This is a genomic window from Cryptosporangium japonicum (assembly GCF_039524755.1).
GTDB classification, from domain to species: Bacteria; Actinomycetota; Actinomycetes; order Mycobacteriales; family Cryptosporangiaceae; genus Cryptosporangium; species Cryptosporangium japonicum.
Map to the genome: position 1 here is coordinate 24578 of NZ_BAAAGX010000008.1, position 16958 is coordinate 41535.

General features: G+C 73.1%; 17 protein-coding genes. 5 read left to right on the plus strand and 12 right to left on the minus strand.

Annotated features, from left to right (window positions below):
• Positions 1-22: 22 nt before the first annotated feature.
• Both ABD437_RS10380 and ABD437_RS10385 read right to left on the minus strand, forming a co-directional pair.
• Positions 23-1312: a lysine N(6)-hydroxylase/L-ornithine N(5)-oxygenase family protein gene (locus ABD437_RS10380; RefSeq protein WP_344648571.1), complete on the minus strand. Its 1290-nt coding sequence runs from the start codon at positions 1310-1312 to the stop codon at positions 23-25.
• A gap of 169 nt (positions 1313-1481) precedes the next feature.
• Entirely contained in the window at positions 1482-2480 is a 999-nt protein-coding gene (locus ABD437_RS10385) for an iron-siderophore ABC transporter substrate-binding protein (RefSeq protein ID WP_344648572.1), read from the minus strand.
• A gap of 102 nt (positions 2481-2582) precedes the next feature.
• On the opposite strand from ABD437_RS10385, the gene ABD437_RS10390 reads away from it, so the two are divergent.
• The 3 genes from ABD437_RS10390 to ABD437_RS10400 are packed head-to-tail and all read left to right on the plus strand — an operon-like array spanning position 2583 to position 5459.
• The gene (locus ABD437_RS10390) at positions 2583-3587 is read left to right on the plus strand and encodes a FecCD family ABC transporter permease (protein WP_344648573.1); all 1005 of its coding nucleotides are present in this window, start codon (positions 2583-2585) and stop codon (positions 3585-3587) included.
• Complete coding sequence (locus tag ABD437_RS10395) at positions 3584-4633, plus strand: FecCD family ABC transporter permease (RefSeq protein ID WP_344648574.1); 1050 nt, start codon at positions 3584-3586, stop codon at positions 4631-4633. The genes ABD437_RS10390 and ABD437_RS10395 overlap by 4 nt, the downstream gene beginning before the upstream one ends.
• A 4-nt stretch (positions 4634-4637) precedes the next feature.
• Positions 4638-5459: an ABC transporter ATP-binding protein gene (locus tag ABD437_RS10400; protein ID WP_344648575.1), complete on the plus strand. Its 822-nt coding sequence runs from the start codon at positions 4638-4640 to the stop codon at positions 5457-5459.
• Here ABD437_RS10400 and ABD437_RS10405 read toward each other — a convergent pair.
• The gene (locus ABD437_RS10405; RefSeq protein WP_344648576.1) at positions 5377-6756 is read right to left on the minus strand and encodes an MFS transporter; all 1380 of its coding nucleotides are present in this window, start codon (positions 6754-6756) and stop codon (positions 5377-5379) included. The genes ABD437_RS10400 and ABD437_RS10405 overlap by 83 nt on opposite strands.
• A 66-nt stretch (positions 6757-6822) precedes the next feature.
• Between ABD437_RS10405 and ABD437_RS10410 the strand changes: the two genes are divergently transcribed.
• Positions 6823-7317: a winged helix-turn-helix transcriptional regulator gene (locus tag ABD437_RS10410; RefSeq protein ID WP_344648577.1), complete on the plus strand. Its 495-nt coding sequence runs from the start codon at positions 6823-6825 to the stop codon at positions 7315-7317.
• Here ABD437_RS10410 and ABD437_RS10415 read toward each other — a convergent pair.
• The 3 genes from ABD437_RS10415 to ABD437_RS10425 are packed head-to-tail and all read right to left on the minus strand — an operon-like array spanning position 7301 to position 10973.
• Positions 7301-9049, minus strand: a complete 1749-nt coding sequence (locus tag ABD437_RS10415) for an ABC transporter ATP-binding protein (protein ID WP_344648578.1) — start codon at positions 9047-9049, stop codon at positions 7301-7303. The two genes, ABD437_RS10410 and ABD437_RS10415, sit on opposite strands and share 17 nt — an antisense overlap.
• Positions 9046-10725, minus strand: coding sequence for an ABC transporter ATP-binding protein (locus tag ABD437_RS10420; protein ID WP_344648579.1), 1680 nt, complete (start codon positions 10723-10725; stop codon positions 9046-9048). Before ABD437_RS10420 ends, ABD437_RS10415 begins: the two co-directional genes overlap by 4 nt.
• 29 nt (positions 10726-10754) lie before the next feature.
• Positions 10755-10973 (minus strand): MbtH family protein, encoded by a 219-nt coding sequence (locus tag ABD437_RS10425; RefSeq protein ID WP_344648580.1) that lies wholly within the window; start codon positions 10971-10973, stop codon positions 10755-10757.
• A gap of 78 nt (positions 10974-11051) precedes the next feature.
• Here ABD437_RS10425 and ABD437_RS10430 point away from each other — a divergent pair, with 78 nt between their 5' ends.
• Complete coding sequence (locus ABD437_RS10430; RefSeq protein WP_344648581.1) at positions 11052-11990, plus strand: methionyl-tRNA formyltransferase; 939 nt, start codon at positions 11052-11054, stop codon at positions 11988-11990.
• Here ABD437_RS10430 and ABD437_RS10435 read toward each other — a convergent pair.
• The 6 genes from ABD437_RS10435 to ABD437_RS10460 are packed head-to-tail and all read right to left on the minus strand — an operon-like array spanning position 11978 to position 16918.
• Entirely contained in the window at positions 11978-12625 is a 648-nt protein-coding gene (locus tag ABD437_RS10435; RefSeq protein ID WP_344648582.1) for a GntR family transcriptional regulator, read from the minus strand. The two genes, ABD437_RS10430 and ABD437_RS10435, sit on opposite strands and share 13 nt — an antisense overlap.
• A gap of 17 nt (positions 12626-12642) precedes the next feature.
• Complete coding sequence (locus ABD437_RS10440; RefSeq protein WP_344648583.1) at positions 12643-13560, minus strand: 5-oxoprolinase subunit C family protein; 918 nt, start codon at positions 13558-13560, stop codon at positions 12643-12645.
• Entirely contained in the window at positions 13557-14171 is a 615-nt protein-coding gene (locus tag ABD437_RS10445; RefSeq protein ID WP_344648584.1) for a 5-oxoprolinase subunit B family protein, read from the minus strand. Before ABD437_RS10445 ends, ABD437_RS10440 begins: the two co-directional genes overlap by 4 nt.
• Entirely contained in the window at positions 14171-14938 is a 768-nt protein-coding gene (locus ABD437_RS10450) for a putative hydro-lyase (RefSeq protein ID WP_344648585.1), read from the minus strand. The genes ABD437_RS10445 and ABD437_RS10450 overlap by 1 nt, the downstream gene beginning before the upstream one ends.
• Positions 14935-15690 (minus strand): LamB/YcsF family protein, encoded by a 756-nt coding sequence (locus ABD437_RS10455; protein ID WP_344648586.1) that lies wholly within the window; start codon positions 15688-15690, stop codon positions 14935-14937. The genes ABD437_RS10450 and ABD437_RS10455 overlap by 4 nt, the downstream gene beginning before the upstream one ends.
• Positions 15691-15694: 4 nt before the next feature.
• Entirely contained in the window at positions 15695-16918 is a 1224-nt protein-coding gene (locus ABD437_RS10460) for an NRAMP family divalent metal transporter (RefSeq protein ID WP_344648587.1), read from the minus strand.
• Positions 16919-16958: the final 40 nt, after the last annotated feature.

Here is a 16958-nt window from a genome sequence, read left to right on the forward strand (position 1 = left end):
CGTAGCAAGAAGGGACCCGCGGTCAGCGGGTGGCGACCGGCCGGGCCTTCCCGGCCGCACCGGTGCGGGACCGGATCGCGTCGAGGATCTCGGCGGCGCGCACGGCTCCGTTCGACAGCAGCGACGAGCTGATCCCGTGGCTGTGTTCGGTGCCGCCCTGCAGGTAGATGCCCACGCCGAGCGCGTCGTCGGTGGCCACCCGGTAGTCGCGGTCGACCTCCAGCCGGCCGGCGGCGTCGCGTCGGCAGAACGTGTTGAGCTCGCCGAGCAGCGTGGCCGGTTCGACCGGGTCGTAGCCGGTCGCGCAGACGAGGATGTCGGCGTCGAGCACGGTCTGTTCGCCGGTGGCGAGCGCCTCCACGGTCACCCGGACACCGTCCGGAGCGGACACCGCCCCGACCAGCCGGGACACGTTCATCATCCGCAGCCGCGGCCGGCCGAGCACCTGCTCGCGGTACGAGCGCCGGTACAGCTCGGCGATCAGGTCCGAGTCGACGACCGAGTAGTTCGTGTTCGCGTGGTAGGTCAGCAGCTGGTCCTTGACCCAGCCGGGCGCGTCGTAGAAGTCGTCGACGGCGGCCGGGTCGAAGATGCGGTTGGCGAACGAGCTGTCGTCCGCGGGGCTGTAGCCGAACCGCGAGTAGACGGCCCACACCTCGGCGTCGGCGTACCGGTCGTGCAGGAACGCGGTGACCTCGGCGGCGCTCTGCCCGGCGCCGACCACGACGACCCGCTTCGGCTGCTCGTCCCCGAGCGCGGCGACGCGGTGCAGCAGGTCGCGGCTGTGCCAGATGCGCTCGTCGGCGACCACGCCCGGCGGCAGCGACGGCTGCAGGCCGGTGGCGAGCACCAGGTTGCGGGCCCGGAGGACGGTCGTGCCGGTGCCGGTGTCGACGAGGACCTCGACCAGGTCGTCGCCCTCGACCCGGCGGACGCCGATCACCTCGTGGCCGTACCGGACCAGGTCGTCGACCTGGCGCGCGGCCCACTCGAGGTAGTCGTGGAACTCCACCCGCAGCGGGAACAGCGTCTTGTGGTTGATGAAGTCGACCAGGCGGCCGCGTTCGTGCAGATAGGACAGGAAGCTGAAGCGGCTGCTCGGGTTGCGCAGCGTGACCAGGTCCTTGAGGAACGAGACCTGCATCGTCGCGTCGTCCAGGAGCATGCCGCGGTGCCAGCCGAACGAGGCCTGGCGCTCGAGGAACAGGGCCGATGGAGCCTCGGCCGACTCGGTGAGCGCGACCGCGAGCGCGAGGTTGGACGGTCCGAAGCCGACGCCGATGACGTCGTACTCAGCAGTCGTGTGCACCATTTCAAACCATCCTTCGTCGACGCCGGAACACAGCCGACCCGCAGGCGTGCAAGGCCAGGCTTACCTAACAATCGTCGGCCGTCAACGGCTGAATCAAGACGTTCACGTGTGCTTCGGGCATGCCTGACCGGCGAAGCACAGGTGTGCTCCGCCGGTCGGCGGCGACGGCCTACTGCAGCTGTTTCACCAGCTGATCGACCGCCCACGGCACGGACAGCGGTGTGACGAACGTCAACGCTCCGCCGACCGGCGGCTCGTCGGTGTAGGTGAGCCAGGTCGTGCGCTTCTCCTTGGCCACCGTCAGCGCCGCGAACGCCGGGTCCTTCTCGACCCGGGGCTGCACGGTCTTGTCCGAGGCGAGGAGCACCAGCCGGTCGACGTCGAGCACGTCGAGGCGCTCGGCGCTCAGCACGGCCGCGTTCTCCTTGCCGCCGATCTTCGTCACCTCGGGGCTGAGCTTGAAGCCCATGTCACGCAGCAGCTGCGCCTTCGGGTCGGTCTCGGTGAACGCGGCGTACACGCCGGGCTCGGACGGGTCGACGACCACCGCGGTCTGGTTCGCCCAGCCAGGGTTGTCGGCCTTGACCTTGGCCAGCTTGTCGTCGATGGCTCCGAGGATCGTGTCCATCTCGGCCTCCTGGCCGAGCGCCCGGCCAATCACCTTCGCCATGTCCTGCCAGGGCGCGGCGTAGTCCGGGAACTCCTTGATCTGCGCGACGACCGGCGCGATCTTGGACAGCGTCGTGTACTGCTCCTGGGTCATGCCCGAGTACTGGGCGAGAATCAGGTCCGGCTTGAGGCCGACGATCTTCTCGACCTGGTACTCGTCGCGCTCACCGACGATCGTCGGGGCGGGGTTCCACTTGTCCTTGACCCACGGCCAGTTGCCGAACGGACGCTCCCCGAAGAAGTCGACGGCACCGACCGGCACCGTGCCCAGCGCGATGACCGAGTCCTGGTCCGTGAGCCCGAGCGTGACCACGCGCTCGGGCTTCTTCGGGATCGTCGTCGACCCGTACTTGTGCGCGATCGTCACGGGGAACGCGCCGGACCCCGCGGAGGTGGACGGCTCGCTCGACCCGGTGTTCTCGTCGCTGCCGCACCCGGCCAGCGCTACCCCGAGCGCGAGAGCAAGGGTGGCCTGCGCCAAAATGCGCAGTTTTTTCATGCGGGGTCCTCCACAGTGGGGGTGGGGGCCGTGCTCAAAGCACGAAGGTTCGCCTAACCTAAGCGAGTGCGGGGCTCACTGTAAACGGGCGAAGGGCTGTGGGTGATTTCCTCTCGGCGCTGGCTGGCGCTCGTCGGCATCGTCGTGGTACTCGCGGTGTTGTGCCTGGTCTCGATCGCGGTCGGGGCCCGGTCGATGCCGCTGGGCCACGTCCTCGACGCACTGTTCACACCGGACCGCGCCCCCGACGACGAACTCGCGATCGTCCGTGGCCTGCGGGTGCCGCGTACCGTGCTCGGCCTGCTCACCGGCGCGTCGATCGGCCTGGCCGGCGCCCTCATGCAGGGCCTGACGCGCAATCCGCTCGCCGACCCCGGCCTGCTCGGGGTGAGCGCCGGCGCGTCGCTGGGCATCGTCGTCGCGGTCGGTGTGCTGCACGTCGGCGACTTCTACGGCTACATCTGGTTCGCGATCCTCGGCGCGGTGCTGGCCAGCGCGCTCGTCTACGTCCTCGGTGGCCTCGGCCACGGCGGTGCGACGCCGGTGAAGCTCGCGCTCGCCGGCGTCGGGGTGACGTTCTTCCTGGGGTCGGTGACCAGCGCGATCGTGCTCGCCAGCCCGGCCGCGCTGGACCGTTTCCGGTTCTGGTCGGCGGGGTCGCTGGCCGGGCAGGACACCGGCACGATCTGGCGGGTCGCGCCGTTCCTCGTCGTCGGCATCGTGGTCGCGCTGTGCAGTGCCCCGGCGTTGAACACACTGGCGCTCGGCGACCGGATGGCGCGCGCGCTGGGCCGGCGCGTCGGGCTGGTGCGGGTCACCGGCGCGGTCGCGGTGACGTTGCTCGCGGCGGCGAGCGTGGCGGTGACCGGCCCGATCGTGTTCGTCGGCCTGGTGGTGCCGCACCTGGTGAGGTTGATCACCGGCCCCGACTACCGGCTCCTGCTCCCGTTCACGCTGCTGCTCTCCCCCGCGCTGCTGCTCGCGGCCGACGTCCTGGGGCGGGTCGTGGTGCGGCCGGGTGAGATGCAGGTCGGCGTGATCGTGGCGTTCATCGGGGCGCCGTTCTTCATCGCGCTGGTGCGCCGCCGCTCGGTGGCCGAGCTGTGAGCGTCTCGCTGGCCGCGGGCCGGGCCACGTACCGGGCCGGGCCCGTCTCCGGGGTGCTCTCGCCCCGTGCGGTGCTGACGTCCACCGTGCTGGCCGTGCTCGCGGCCGGGCTCTTCCTGCTCGGCGTGGCCACCGGTGATCTGCCGCTGCCGCTGGCCGACATTCCGGCGGCGCTGGTCGGGGCCGGTGACCCCGCGACGCTGTTCGTCGTCCAGGAGCTGCGGTTGCCCCGGGCGCTGGTCGGGTTGCTGGTCGGGGTGGTGTTCGGGCTGTCCGGCGCGGTGTTCCAGACGATGTCGCGCAACCCGCTCGCCGCACCGGACATGATCGGCATCACCGGCGGTGCGCAGGTGGCCGTCGTCGGCGGCATCGTGCTGGGCTGGGGCGCCGGGCTCGGAACCCAGGTGCTCGGTCTGCTCGGGGCGTTCGCCGCGGGCGCGCTGGTCTACGTCCTGTCGATGGGCAGCGGTCACGGCTACCGGCTCGTGCTGGTCGGCATCGGTGTCTCCTGGGCCTGCGCCAGCCTCACCGACTACCTGCTGGCCAAGGCGCTGCCGTACCAGGCCAACCAGGCCGTCGGCTGGCTGTTCGGCAGCCTCAACGAGCGCGGCTGGCACCACGTCCGGCCGCTGGCGCTCGCCGCGCTGATCCTGGTGCCGACGACGTTGCTGCTCAGTCGCTGGCTGCGGACGCTGCAACTCGGGGACGCGGTCGCGCGCGGGCTGGGCACGCCGGTCGGGGCGGTGCGGTTCGCGCTGCTGATCGTCGGCGCCGGGCTGGCCGCGTTCGGCACCGCGGCGGCCGGCCCGATCATCTTCGTCGCGCTGGTCTCGCCGCAGATCGCCCAGCGGCTGGCCGGCACGCCGGCCCCACCGCTGGTGGGCTCGGCGCTGGTCGGCGCCGTACTCGTGCTCGGCGCCGACCTCGTCACCCGGCACGTGCTCGTCTCGGTACAGCTGCCGGTCGGCGTCGTGACCGGCATTCTCGGCGCCCCGGTCCTGCTCTGGCTGCTGACCCGCGCCAATCGACTCGGATCGGGGGGCTGAGCGCATGACCTTACGCGCGGACGACCTGACGCTGGCCTACGGCAAACACGTCGTCGTCGACCGGCTGTCGGTCGAGGTGCCGCCCGGGCGCATCACGGTGATCGTCGGGGCCAACGCCTGCGGCAAGTCGACGCTGCTCGCCGCGCTGGCGCGTCTGCTGGCTCCGCGCGCCGGAGCCGTGACGCTGGACGGCCGGTCGATCCACTCGCAGCCCACCCGGCAGGTCGCGCGGAGCATCGGGCTGCTGCCCCAGTCGCCGGTGGCGCCGGGCGGCATCACGGTCGTCGACCTGGTCACCCGGGGCCGGTCACCGCACCAGAACTGGTGGCGGCAGTGGTCCGAGGAGGACGAGCGGGCCGTGGAGAAGGCGCTGGCCGCGACCGGCATGGCCGAGCACCGCACCCGGCCGGTCGACGAACTGTCCGGCGGGCAGCGGCAGCGCGCCTGGATCGCGATGGCCATCGCCCAGGACACGCCGCTGCTGCTGCTCGACGAGCCGACCACGTTCCTCGACCTCGCCCACCAGATCGACGTGCTCGACACCGTCGTCGACCTGAACCGGTCGGAGGGCCGGACGGTCGTGATGGTGCTGCACGACCTGAACCAGGCCTGCCGCTACGCCGACCACCTGATCGCGATGAAGGACGGCGGAATCGTGCGCGAGGGCGAGCCGGGCGCGGTCGTCGACGCCGAGCTGATCCGGACGGTGTTCGCGGTGGAGTGCCAGGTGGGCGCGGACCCGGTCACCGGGACGCCGATGGTCGTGCCGATGGGACGCCATCACCGGGCCGCGGCGCCGGAGTCCGCCGGAGTCCCCCGGCCGTGACGCCCAGCGCGACGAGCGCGGCCACCGCGGGCAGCATCAGCCCGGCCCGGATCCCCTCCATCCCGCCGGCCGTGCTCAGCGCGGTCACCCCGGAGATCCCGAGCGCCGTGCCGAACTGGATCGACGTGTAGAGCAGCCCGCCGGCGAGACCCTGCTCGGGTACCGCGACGCCGTCGGTCGCGGCCATCGTCAGCGGGCCGTAGGCGAGCGAGAACGCCAGCCCGAGCAGCAGCAGGCCGGGCAGCATCGCCGTGTAGGTCCGGTCAGGAGCGAGCGGCAGGAACAGCGCGTAGGCCGCGGCCGCCGACGCGACCCCGCCGAACACCACCCGCCCGGTGCCGAACCGGTTGACCAGCCACGGGGTCAGCGTCGGGGCGAGCACCGTGTCGATGCCGATGACCAGCATCGCCAGCCCGGTCTGCAGCGCGCTCCAGCCGCGCAGTTCCTGCAGGTAGAGCGTCATCATGAACTGGAAGCCGGCGAACGAGGCCAGGAACAGCAGCGCGGCCAGGTTCGTGCGTACGAGCGCCGGTGACCGGAGGATCGCGAGGCGCACCAGCGGCCGGGCCGCCCGGCGCTCGATCCGGACGAACAGCGCCAGCAGCACCACCGCCACCGCGAAGACAGCGAGCGTCGCGCCGGTCAGCCCGTGTTCGAGCCGGACGACGCCGTGGACGAGCAGCAGCATCGCGGCGGTCACGGTGGCCGCTCCGGCCAGGTCGAAGCTCTCCCGCCGCGGCCGCGGCTCGTCGGCGCGCAGCAGCGGCACCGCGGCGACCAGGAGGAGCGCGGACACGATGACCGGCGCGAAGAACACCCAGCGCCAGCCGATCGCGGTGAGCAGGCCGCCGGCGACGAGGCCCAGCGAGAACCCTCCGGCGGCGGTGCCCGCGTAGAGGCCGAGCGCCCGGTTGCGCCGCGGGCCCTCCGGGAAGTGGTCGGTCAGCAGCGCGAGCCCGGCGGGGGCCAGGAACGCGGCGGCCACCCCGGTGGCGAAGCGCGCCGCGAGCAGCATCCAACCCTCGGTGGCGAGGCCGCCGAGCCCGGAGAAGGCCAGGAAGACGACCAGCCACAGCAGGAACATGCGCCGGCGGCCGAGCAGGTCGGCGGCCCGCCCGCCCAGCAGCAGGAAGCCGCCGTAGCCGAGGACGTACGCGCTGACCACCCCGCTGAGCGTGCCGGTCGGGAGCCCGAGATCGGCGCGGATCGCGGGCAGCGCCACGTTCAGCATCGCGACGTCGATGCCCTCCAGAAATATTGCTCCACACAGGACCAGCAGGACGGCCCACGCTCTCATCGGTACCCCTCGGTGCGGTCGGTTCCTTCTTGTTACCGACGGGATCGTCAGGCACCATCGAGCACCGTGGAAGACGGAACTTCTCCGACCCCTGGTTACTGCGCGGATACCGACGCGGACTACGACGTGGCGCAGTGGGACGCGCGGGAGGGCTGCGAGGTACGGCAGATCCTCGACCGCGTCGCCGACAAGTGGTCGCTGCTCGTCATCGCGTTGCTGGAGCGGCGTACGCTGCGCTTCACCGAGCTGCGCCGCGAGATCGACGGCGTGAGCCAGCGGATGCTCGCGCGCACCCTGCGCCACCTGGAGCGCGACGGGCTGGTCAGCCGCACCGTGTACGCCACCGTGCCCCCGCGGGTCGAGTACCGGCTCACCGACCTGGGCGGCACGCTGCACGAGACGATCAAGTCACTGGTGACGTGGACCGAGGCGCACCAGAGCGAGATCGCCGGCGCGCGGGCGGCCTACGACCGGCGCGCCGCCGCGGAGCAGGCCGACGCCGAGCGGGCGGCGGCCGAACGCGACCGGATCGCCCGCGACGTGCTCAGCGGACGGCGCTAGGGGTGCGGCCCTCCCAGGCGGCCCAGAGCTGGGCGTAGCGGCCGCCGGCGGCCACCAGCTCGGGGTGCGAGCCGGTCTCGGCGATCCGGCCGTGTTCGAGCACGACGATGCGGTCCGCGGACGCCGCCTGGGTCAGCCGGTGCGCCACGACCAGCGTGGTCCGGCCGGCGGTGGCCGCGGCCGCCGAGTCCTCCAGGTCGCGGGCGCCGGCGCTCCCGGCCTCCGCGGTCGCCTCGTCGAGGATCGCGATCGCCGGGTCGAGCAGCACGAGCCGGGCCAGCGCCAGCTGCTGGGCCTGGGCGGGCGTCAGCTCGTGGCCGCCCTCACCGACCGGCGTGTCGAGCCCCTGGTCCAACGCCGACACCCAGCCGAGCGCCCCGACGGTCGCCAGCGCCGCCGACGCGTCGTCCCTGGTCGCCTCCGGTGCGGCCAGCCGCAGGTCCGCCAGCAGCGTCCCGGCGAACACGTGGGTCTCCTGGCTGACGATCGCCACGTGCCGCCGGGGGTCGGCCAGCGACTCGACCGGCACGCCGCCGATCGACGCCACCCCGTGCGTCGGCCGGAGCGACCCGGCCGCGATCAGCGCCAGCGTCGACTTCCCGGCCCCGGTGGAGCCGACGAGCGCGACCCGCTCACCCGGCTCGACCCGCAGCCCGACGCCGAACAGCACCTGGGCCGCCCCGTCGTAGCTGAAGTCGATGCCGGACAGTTCGAGCGACGCGTCGGCCGGCGACGGCCCGTCGGGCGGCGCCGGCGGGGACGGCATGTCGACGACGCCCACCAGCCGCGCGAGGCTCGCGCCACCGGCCTGGATGTCGTCGAAGCTGAACAGCAGCATGCCGATCGGGTTGAACAGCCGGTGGAACAGCACGGCGGCGGCCGAGGTCTCACCGACCGTGACCGCGCCCGCGTCCACCAGGAAGAAGCCGGCGATCAGGATCGCGGACAGCCCGACGAACTCGGCCCGGTTGACCCGGCCCACGAACCGGGTGAACAGGTCGAACAGCGAGACCAGGACGTCGCGGGCACGCAGCGAGGCCCGGTCGATGTCGGCGAGGTGGCGCTGTTCCAGCCGGTAGGCGTGCACGGTGCGCAGCCCCTGCGCGCTGTCGACGAGCAGCTGCCCGCGCTCGGCCACGGCCTCGCGCTCGGCCCGGTAGCCCGGCGCCGACCGCGGCAGGTACCAGCGCAGCGCGAGCGCGTAGGCGGGCACGGCCACCACCCCGGCGAGTCCCAGACGCCAGTCGATCCCGGCCATCGCCACCAGCGACAGCGCCCCGAGCAGCACCGAGGTCACCAGGTTCGGCACGGTCTGGGTGACCGCGTTGCCGATCGCGGCGACGTCGGCGCCGACCCGGGACAGCAGGTCGCCCTTGCCGGCCCGTTCGAGCACCGGCGTGGGCAGCGTGAGGGCCCGGTCGACGACCTGTTCGCGCAGGTCGGCGAGGATCCGGCCGCAGAGGCGGGCGATCAGCACCAGCGACAGGCCCATCGCGGCGCCGGAGACCACCGCGGCGACGAGCACCACGGCCGACACCTGGACGATCACGCCGGTCGGGGCACCGGCACGCACCTGGTCGACGAGGTAACCGAGCGTGTACACCGGCACGATCGACGACGCCGCCGCGACCAGGCCGACGACGAGCGTCAGCAGCCCTTCGGTCGTGCGGGCCCGGAGCTCGGCCCCGAGCCAGGCGCCCGTCCGCCGGGCGGTGGCAACGGGGAGGATCACCGCAGAACTGCCTTTCGGTAGGCGTCGTCGGAGCCCAGCGAGGTGTGGGTGCCGGTGGCGACGATCCGGCCGCCGTCGAGCATCACGACGCGGTCGGTGATCGCCATCAGCGCCGGGCTGCTCGCCACCAGCACGGTGGTGAGCCCGTCGCGCTGGGCCCGGATGCCCTGCGCGATGACGTGCTCGGTGACCGAGTCCATCGCGGTCGTCGGGTCGTGCAGCACGAGCACCTGCGAGCGCACCAGCAGGGCGCGGGCGAGCGCGACCCGCTGCCGCTGGCCGCCGGAGAGGTTCGCGCCCCGTTCGACGACGACGTGGTCGAGGCCCTCCGGGTGCGCGCTGATCACCTCGTCGGCGGCGGAGCTGCGCAGCACGGCGTCCCAGTGGTCCCGGTCGGCCGTCCCGGCGGCGATGTTGGCCTCGATCGTGCCGCCGAACAGATCGGACTTGTGCGGCTGCACCAGCAGCGCACCCCGGGCCGCGTCGGGGTCGAGGTCGTGCAGCGGGTGACCGGCGAGCAACGCCCGGCCCTCGTACTCGTCGGGGGCGACCCGGCCGGAGAGCAGCCGCACCAGCGCCTCCCCGTCGGCGGGTCGGGCCGCGACGACGCCGAGCACCTCGCCCGGTTCGACCAGCAGGTCGAGCCGCAGGGGGCCGTAGCGCAGGTCGACCAGCTCCACCGAGCAGGGCCCGGGCGGCAGCGGGGTCGACGACGACGGCAGCAGCGGCGGTGCGTCCAGTACCGCCGCGACCCGCCCCGCGGAGGCCCGCGCCGACGCCACCCAGCTGGGGATCAGCGCGAGCAGCCCGAACGGTTCGATCAGGAACTGCGCCAGGCCGATGACCGTGATCAGCTCGCCGACCGTGATCCGGCCGGTGAGCGCGAACCAGCCGGCCAGGAGCGCCACCCCGCACGCCTGCAGCGTCGAGAGCGTCGTCGACGCGGCCAGGTACGCGCCCTGGGTACGTGCGGCACGCAACGTGGCGGCGAGCGAGCGCCGGCTCACCTCGGCGTAGCGGGCCGACGCCGCCCGCTCGGCGCCGATGCCACGCAGCGGACGCACGCCGCTGACCAGGTCGGTGGCGAGCGACGTGGCCCGGCCGGCCAGTTCCTGCTGGCGGGCGACCCGCTCGGTGATGCGTGGCGAGACCAGTTGCAGCACGCCGAGCACGAGCGGGGTGCAGACCAGCACCAGCAGCCCGAGCGGCACCGAGACGACGAGCAGCGCCGCCGCGGACACGACCGTGGCGACGATCGCGCCGACGATCCGCGGCAGGTAGTCGAGCAGTTCGGCGGTGTTGTCCGCGTCCGACGTCGACACCGTGAGCAGTTCACCGGCCGGGAGGTCGGTCTTGATGCCGCGCGGGTGGAGGATCTTCCCCGAGACCTCCATGCGCAGCCGGTGGGCCTCCTCGGCGATCGAGCGGACCAGTTGCCGCGCGCCGAACCGGTAGGCCAGCGTCAGCGCGACGAACAGGGCGGCCAGCGCGCCGATCCAGCCGGCCAGGTTGCCCCGGTCGCCGGTGGCCACCGCGGTGTCGACGATGACGCCGATCAGGATCGGCACCGCCGTCTCGCAGATCTGGTGCGCGCTGACCAGCACGGTGCCGATCGCCAGCCGGCGTCGGTTGCGTGCGACGGCCCGGAGGAGAACGCGGTTCCCCGGCTCGGCCATGGACGTCCTTCCGTGATGCGGGCCGACGGTTACGCCATGCTCTCGCGCAGGCTGCGCGGCCGGAGATCGGTCCAGTTCTCCTCGACGTAGGCCAGGCAGTCGGCCCGGCTCGCGCCGCCGTCGGCACCGAACACGACCCGCCACCCGTCCGGCACGGCGGCGAACGTCGGCCAGAGCGAGTGCTGGTCCTCGTCGTTCACCAGGACGCTGAACAGGCCGTTCTCGTCGTCGAAGGGGTTAGTCGACATGAGGGGTCCTTTCTTAGGTGAGCCTTGCTTAAGATAGCCCAGCCGGATGCTGGGTTCGAGGCGCAATCAGGAGGCTGTATGCGGGTCGTCATGTTCGGGTACCAGACCTGGGGACACCGGACGCTCAAGGCCTTGCTGGACTCCGACCACGACGTGGTGACGGTCGTCACCCACCACCCGGGCGGGGGTGTGTACGAGCGGGTGTGGTCGGACTCGGTCGCCGACCTGGCCGCGGCGCACGACGTGCCGGTGCTGTTACGCGACCGCCCGGACGACGACGAGCTGTACGAGGCGCTGCGTGCGCTCGAGCCGGACGTCTTCGTCGCCAACAACTGGCGCACCTGGATCCCGCCGCGCATCTTCGAGCTGCCCCGGCTCGGGACGCTCAACATCCACGACGCGCTGCTGCCGGCGTACGCCGGTTTCTCGCCGCTGATCTGGGCGTTGATCAACGGCGAACCCGAGGTGGGGGTCACCGCCCACCTGATGGACGCGACGCTGGACGCCGGCCCGATCGTCGCGCAGCGGGCGATCCCGGTGGGGCCGAAGGACACCGCCACCGACCTGTTCCACGCGACGCTGGAGCTGATCGAACCGATCCTGCTCGACGCGCTCGCCGAACTGGGGAGTGGACGCACGGACTTCCCGCTCCAGGACCGCTCGAAGGCCAGCTTCTTCCACAAACGCTCCGAGGTGGACATCCGGATCGACTGGACCTGGTCGGCCGAGGAGCTCGAACGGCTGGTGCGGGCCCAGTCGGCGCCGTACCCGGCCGCGTTCTGCTACCACGGCGACGACCGGCTGGAGATCCTCGCCGCCGACGTCTCCGAGGCGGTGTACGGCGGGACGCCGGGGCGGATCTTCTACCGCGAGGGCGACGGGGTGGCGATCGTCGCCGGCGCCGACGCCCGCCGGGGCCGCAACCGCGCGCTGCTGGTGCGCACGGTGCGCACGTCGGAGGGCAAGGAGCTCTCCGCGCCGGAGTACTTCACCCGGATGGGCGGCTACCTGACCTGACCCAGCGCGCCGAGCACGACGCGCTCGGACATCAGCAGGTAGTCGTGCAGGAGGTCGGCGGCCGCGCCGGCCTCCCCGGACTCGTACACCGCGACGATCTCGGCGTTGCGGGCGACGAACGGGCGGTGCAGTGTCTCGGCGTCCGCGGTGACGAACGCCAGGCGCAGCTCCGCGGTGAGCTGTTTCATCCACTGGTTGAGCCGTGGGCTGCCGGCCAGCGCGATGATCTGCTCGTGGAAGTGCATGTTCGCGGTGCCGACGGCCTGCCACTCGCTCGCCGCGGCGCGCTGCTCGGCGTCGTCGACGGCCGCGCGCATGCCCTCGGCGCGCGGCGGGTCGACCGGGGCCTGCCGCAGCGCCGTGCACTCCAGCAGGGCGCGGACCCGGTAGATGTCGGCGATCTGCGCGGCGGTCAGGGTGGCGACGAACACCCCGCGGTGCGGGATGCGGACCAGCAGCCCCTCCTCGATCAGCGTGCTGAACGCCTCCCGCAGCGTGTTGCGTGACACGCCCAGCGGACCGGTGAGCGACGCCTCCGAGAGCTGGGTGCCCGGCGTGAGGTGCCCCGCGGTCACCCGCTCACGGAGTTCGGCCACCGCCCGGGCCGCGGAGCCGGCGGGGAGAACCATCGTCATGAGGCTCAGTGAACCACTCAGGGGTCCTCGAGGAAGTCGGTGGCCAGCGCGAACCGCACGGTCTGTCCCGGTCTGGCCTGGCCGAGCCGGTCGGTGTCCCGGGGGTGGACGACCGCGATCACCGGGTATCCGCCGGTGAGCGGGTGGTCGGCGGCGAAGACGATCGGCTGCCCGTCCGGTGGCACCTGCACCGCCCCGCGGACCACCCCCTCGCTCGGGAGTTCACCCTCGCGCGACCGGGGCAGCGGCGGGCCGGAGAGCCGGACGCCGACCGAGTCGCTCGCCGGGGCGACGGTGTACCCGGCGGTGAGGAACGTCGCGATCGTCCGCGGCGCGAACCAGTCGTTCCGGGGCCCGAGGTCCACGGTCACGACGAGCACCCCGTCGCCCGGCGCCGGGCCGCCCGAGAGCAGGCCGCCCGAGAGCAGGCCGCCCGAGAGCTGGCCGCCCGGTGCCGGCCCGCGGTGACCGGCCGGTGCCGGGCCGATCGGGAGCGTGTCGCCGGGGCGGAGCGCCGGCGGGCCGATGCCGCCGAGCGCGTCGGTGGAGCGGGAGCCGAGCACCGGGGGCACCGCGATCCCACCGGCCACCGCGACGTAGCTCCGCACACCGGCCCGGGGCGTCGTCACCTCCACCGGCACGTCCGGCGCGACCTCCACCGCCACCCCGGCCGGCACCTCGGTGACGCCCACCAGCAGCGTGGCGTCCGCGCCGGTCAGCGCCACCACGGCCGGCGCGTCGAACCGGACGACCAGCCCGCCGAGCAGGCACTCCAGCACCGCGGCGCCGGCCCGGTTGCCGACCAGCCGGTTGGCGGCCGTGTACGCGGCCCGGTCGACCGGCCCGGAGGGCGCGACCCCGTACTCGGCGTACCCGAGGCGCCCCGCGTCCTTCAGCACGACACGCGGACCGGTACGCACCACGGTCATCCTCATCGGTCCGCCCGCCGGAACCGCACCCGCGTGCCGGGCACGAGCAGCGCCGGCGGGTCACGGTCGACGTCCCAGAGGCGGGTCGTCGTCCGTCCGATCAGCTGCCAGCCACCGGGGGTGTCGGCCGGGTAGACCGCGGAGAAGCCACCGGCCAGCGCGACCGCACCGGCCGGGATCCGGGTCCGCGGCGTCGCCCGGCGCGGCACGTCCAGGCGCGGGTCGTCGCCGGTGAGATACGCGAAGCCGGGCGCGAACCCGGCGAACGCCGCCGTCCACGTCGAGGAGGTGTGCCGGGCTACCACCTCGTCCGCGGTGACCCCGAGGTGGTCCGCGACCTCGGCCAGGTCGTCGCCGTCGTAGCGCACCGGGATCTCGACCGTGCCGCGGTCGGCGAGCCGCCCCTCCCCCACGGCCAGGCCGGCGATCCGGTGACGTACACGAGCCGGTGACGTCACCGCCGGGTCGAGACGCACCAGCACGGTGCGCGCGGCCGGCACCAGGTCCAGGACACCGGGAAGGCGCGCGGCACGCACCCCCTCGTAGAGCGCCAGCGCCGCGTCCAGGTCGGCGACCTCGACCAGCACCGCTTCGCGTCCACAGCGGCGGAACCGCATCAGACCTGGTATTCGAGGTCGGGGACGTCGGTGACGAACATGTGCCCGGGCGCGTGCGTCACCGCGTACGGCACCGCCGAGGCCATCACCGCCGCCTGCGGGGTGACCCCGCAGGCCCAGAACACCGGGAGCTCGCCCGCGCGGACCTCGACCGGATCACCGAAGTCGGGCCGGTCCAGATCCTCGATGCCGAGCGCGGCCGGGTTCCCGACGTGCACCGGCGCACCGTGCACGGCCGGGAAGCGCCCGCTGATGCGGACGGCGTCGGCGACCCGGTCGGCCGGGATCGGCCGCATCGACACGACCAGCTCGCCGCGGAGCCGGCCGGCCGGGCGGCACTGCCGGTCGGTGCGGTACATCGGGACGTTGCTCCCGGCCGAGACGTGCCGGACGTCGATGCCGGCGGCCAGCAGCGGCGCCTCGAACGTGAAGCTGCAGCCGATCAGGAACGCGACCAGGTCGTCGCGCCAGACCTCGGTCGCGTCGCTCACCTCGCGGACGAGCTCGCCGTCGCGCCACACCCGGTAGAGCGGGAGGTCGGTGCGCAGGTCGGCGTCGGGCGCGAGCACGGTGAACGGCTGCCCCGGGTCGCTGACGTCGAGCACCGGGCACGGGCGCGGGTTGCGCTGCGCGTAGAGCAGCATGTCCCAGGCCCACTCGCGGGGCAGCGCGATCAGGTTCGCCTGCGCCACCCCCGGCGCCAGCCCGGCGGTGGGCCGGACGAGCCCACCCCGGAACTCCGAGCGCACCTCGCTCGCGGCGCTCACGCGAACGCCCCGATCGAAATGCCCGCCGACTCCAGCGCGGCGCGCACGGCCCCGGCCATCCCGACCGCACCCGGGGAGTCGCCGTGGACGCACAACGAGTCGGCGCGCACGGTCACCACCGAGCCGTCGACGGCCACCAGCTCACCCCGGGTGACCAGGCGGACCATCCGCTCGGCCACCTGGTCCGGATCGTGCAGCACCGCCCCGGGTTCGCGGCGGGACACCAACGTCCCGGCCGGGGTGTAGGCCCGGTCGACGAACGCCTCGGCGACCGTGCGCAGCCCGGCCTTCTCCGCCGCGGCCAGGAACACCGACCCGGGCAGCCCCAGCACCGGCAGGCCCGGATCGAACCGGACGACGGCCTCGACCACGGCCGCGGCCTGCTCCTCGTGGTGCACGATCGTGTTGTAGAGCGCGCCGTGCGGCTTCACGTACCGCACCCGCCCACCGGCGACCCGGGCCAACCCCTCCAGTGCCCCGAGCTGGTAGAGCAGGTCGGCGACGAGGTCCGCCGACTCGTAGTCGATGAACCGGCGGCCGAACCCGGGCAGGTCGCGGTACCCCACCTGGGCTCCGATCACGACACCGGCGGCCACCGCCCGCTCGCAGGTGGACAGGAGCGTCCGCGGGTCGCCGGCGTGGAAGCCGCACGCGACGTTCGCGCTGGTCACCACGTCCAGCACGGCGGCGTCGTCGCCGAGCCGCCAGGTGCCGAAGCTCTCGCCGAGGTCGCTGTTCAGATCGACGTTCACGACCTCACCCCGCCAGGTAGTCGAAGATGGTCCGGACCGACACCACACCCATGTACCACGTCACCACGCTCACCAGCGCACCCAGCACCAGCAGCCACGCCGGGTGGCGGTGACCGCCGAGCACGTCGCGCCGCCGCCACGCCGCGTACAGCAGGATCGTGAAGCCGATCGGCAGGATGAGCCCGTTGAACCCGCCGGCGAAGACCAGCAGCGCGGCCGGCGCGGTGCCGATGATCAGGTAGATCACCGTGGTCACGGCGATGAACGCGACGGTGGCCCAGGCCCGCGGCCGGGGTGGGTTCAGCCGGGCCGAGAACGCGTCGAAGAACGACACCGACGTGTACGCCGCCCCGACGACCGAGCTGATCGCGGCGGCCCAGAGCACGAGCCCGAACGCCCGCTGACCGAACTCGCCCGCGGCGGCCTGGAACGCGTCCGCCGTCGCGTTCCCGGCCGTGTCGAGCACGACGCCCGAGGCGACGACCCCGAGGATCGCCAGGAACAGCAGGAACCGCATGACGCCGGTGACCGCGATGCTGGCCAGCGCGCCGCGGGTCACTTCCCGGACGTGCTCGGGGCCGGTCGTGCCGCTGTCCAGGAGCCGGTGCGCCCCGGAGTACGTGATGTACCCGCCGACGGTGCCGCCGATGATCGTGGTGATCGCGGCGACGTCGATCGTGTCCGGCCAGACCGTCTGCCGGAGCGCGTCGCCGACCGGCGGTCCGGAGGCGATCGCGACGTAGAGCGTCAGCCCGATCATCAGCAGGCCGAGCACGATCAGCACCCGGTCCATGGCCGCGCCGGCGCGCTTGACCGCGAACAGGACGATCGCCAGCGCGGCCGAGAGCAGGCCGCCGAGCTTCGGGTCGAGCCCGAGCGCGGCGTTCAGGCCGAGCCCCGAGCCGGCCACGTTGCCGATGTTGAACACCAGCCCACCGGCGATGATCAGCGCGGCCAGCAGGTAGCCGGCGCCGGGCACCACGGTGTTGGCGATCTGGTGCGCGCGCCGGCCGCTGAGCGTGATGATCCGCCAGACGTTCATCTGGACGACGAAGTCGATCAGGATCGACACCAGGATGCCGAACGCGAACGCCGCGCCGAGCGACACGGTGAACGTGGTGGTCTGAGTGATGAATCCGGGTCCGATGGCGCTCGTCGCCATCAGGAAGATCGCGCCGAGCAGCGCTGATCGCCGGGATTTCCGTTCGGTGAGAACTTCGCTGGCCACGGTGTGCTCCTCGAGTCGAGGGCCGATGGTGCGCGGGTGC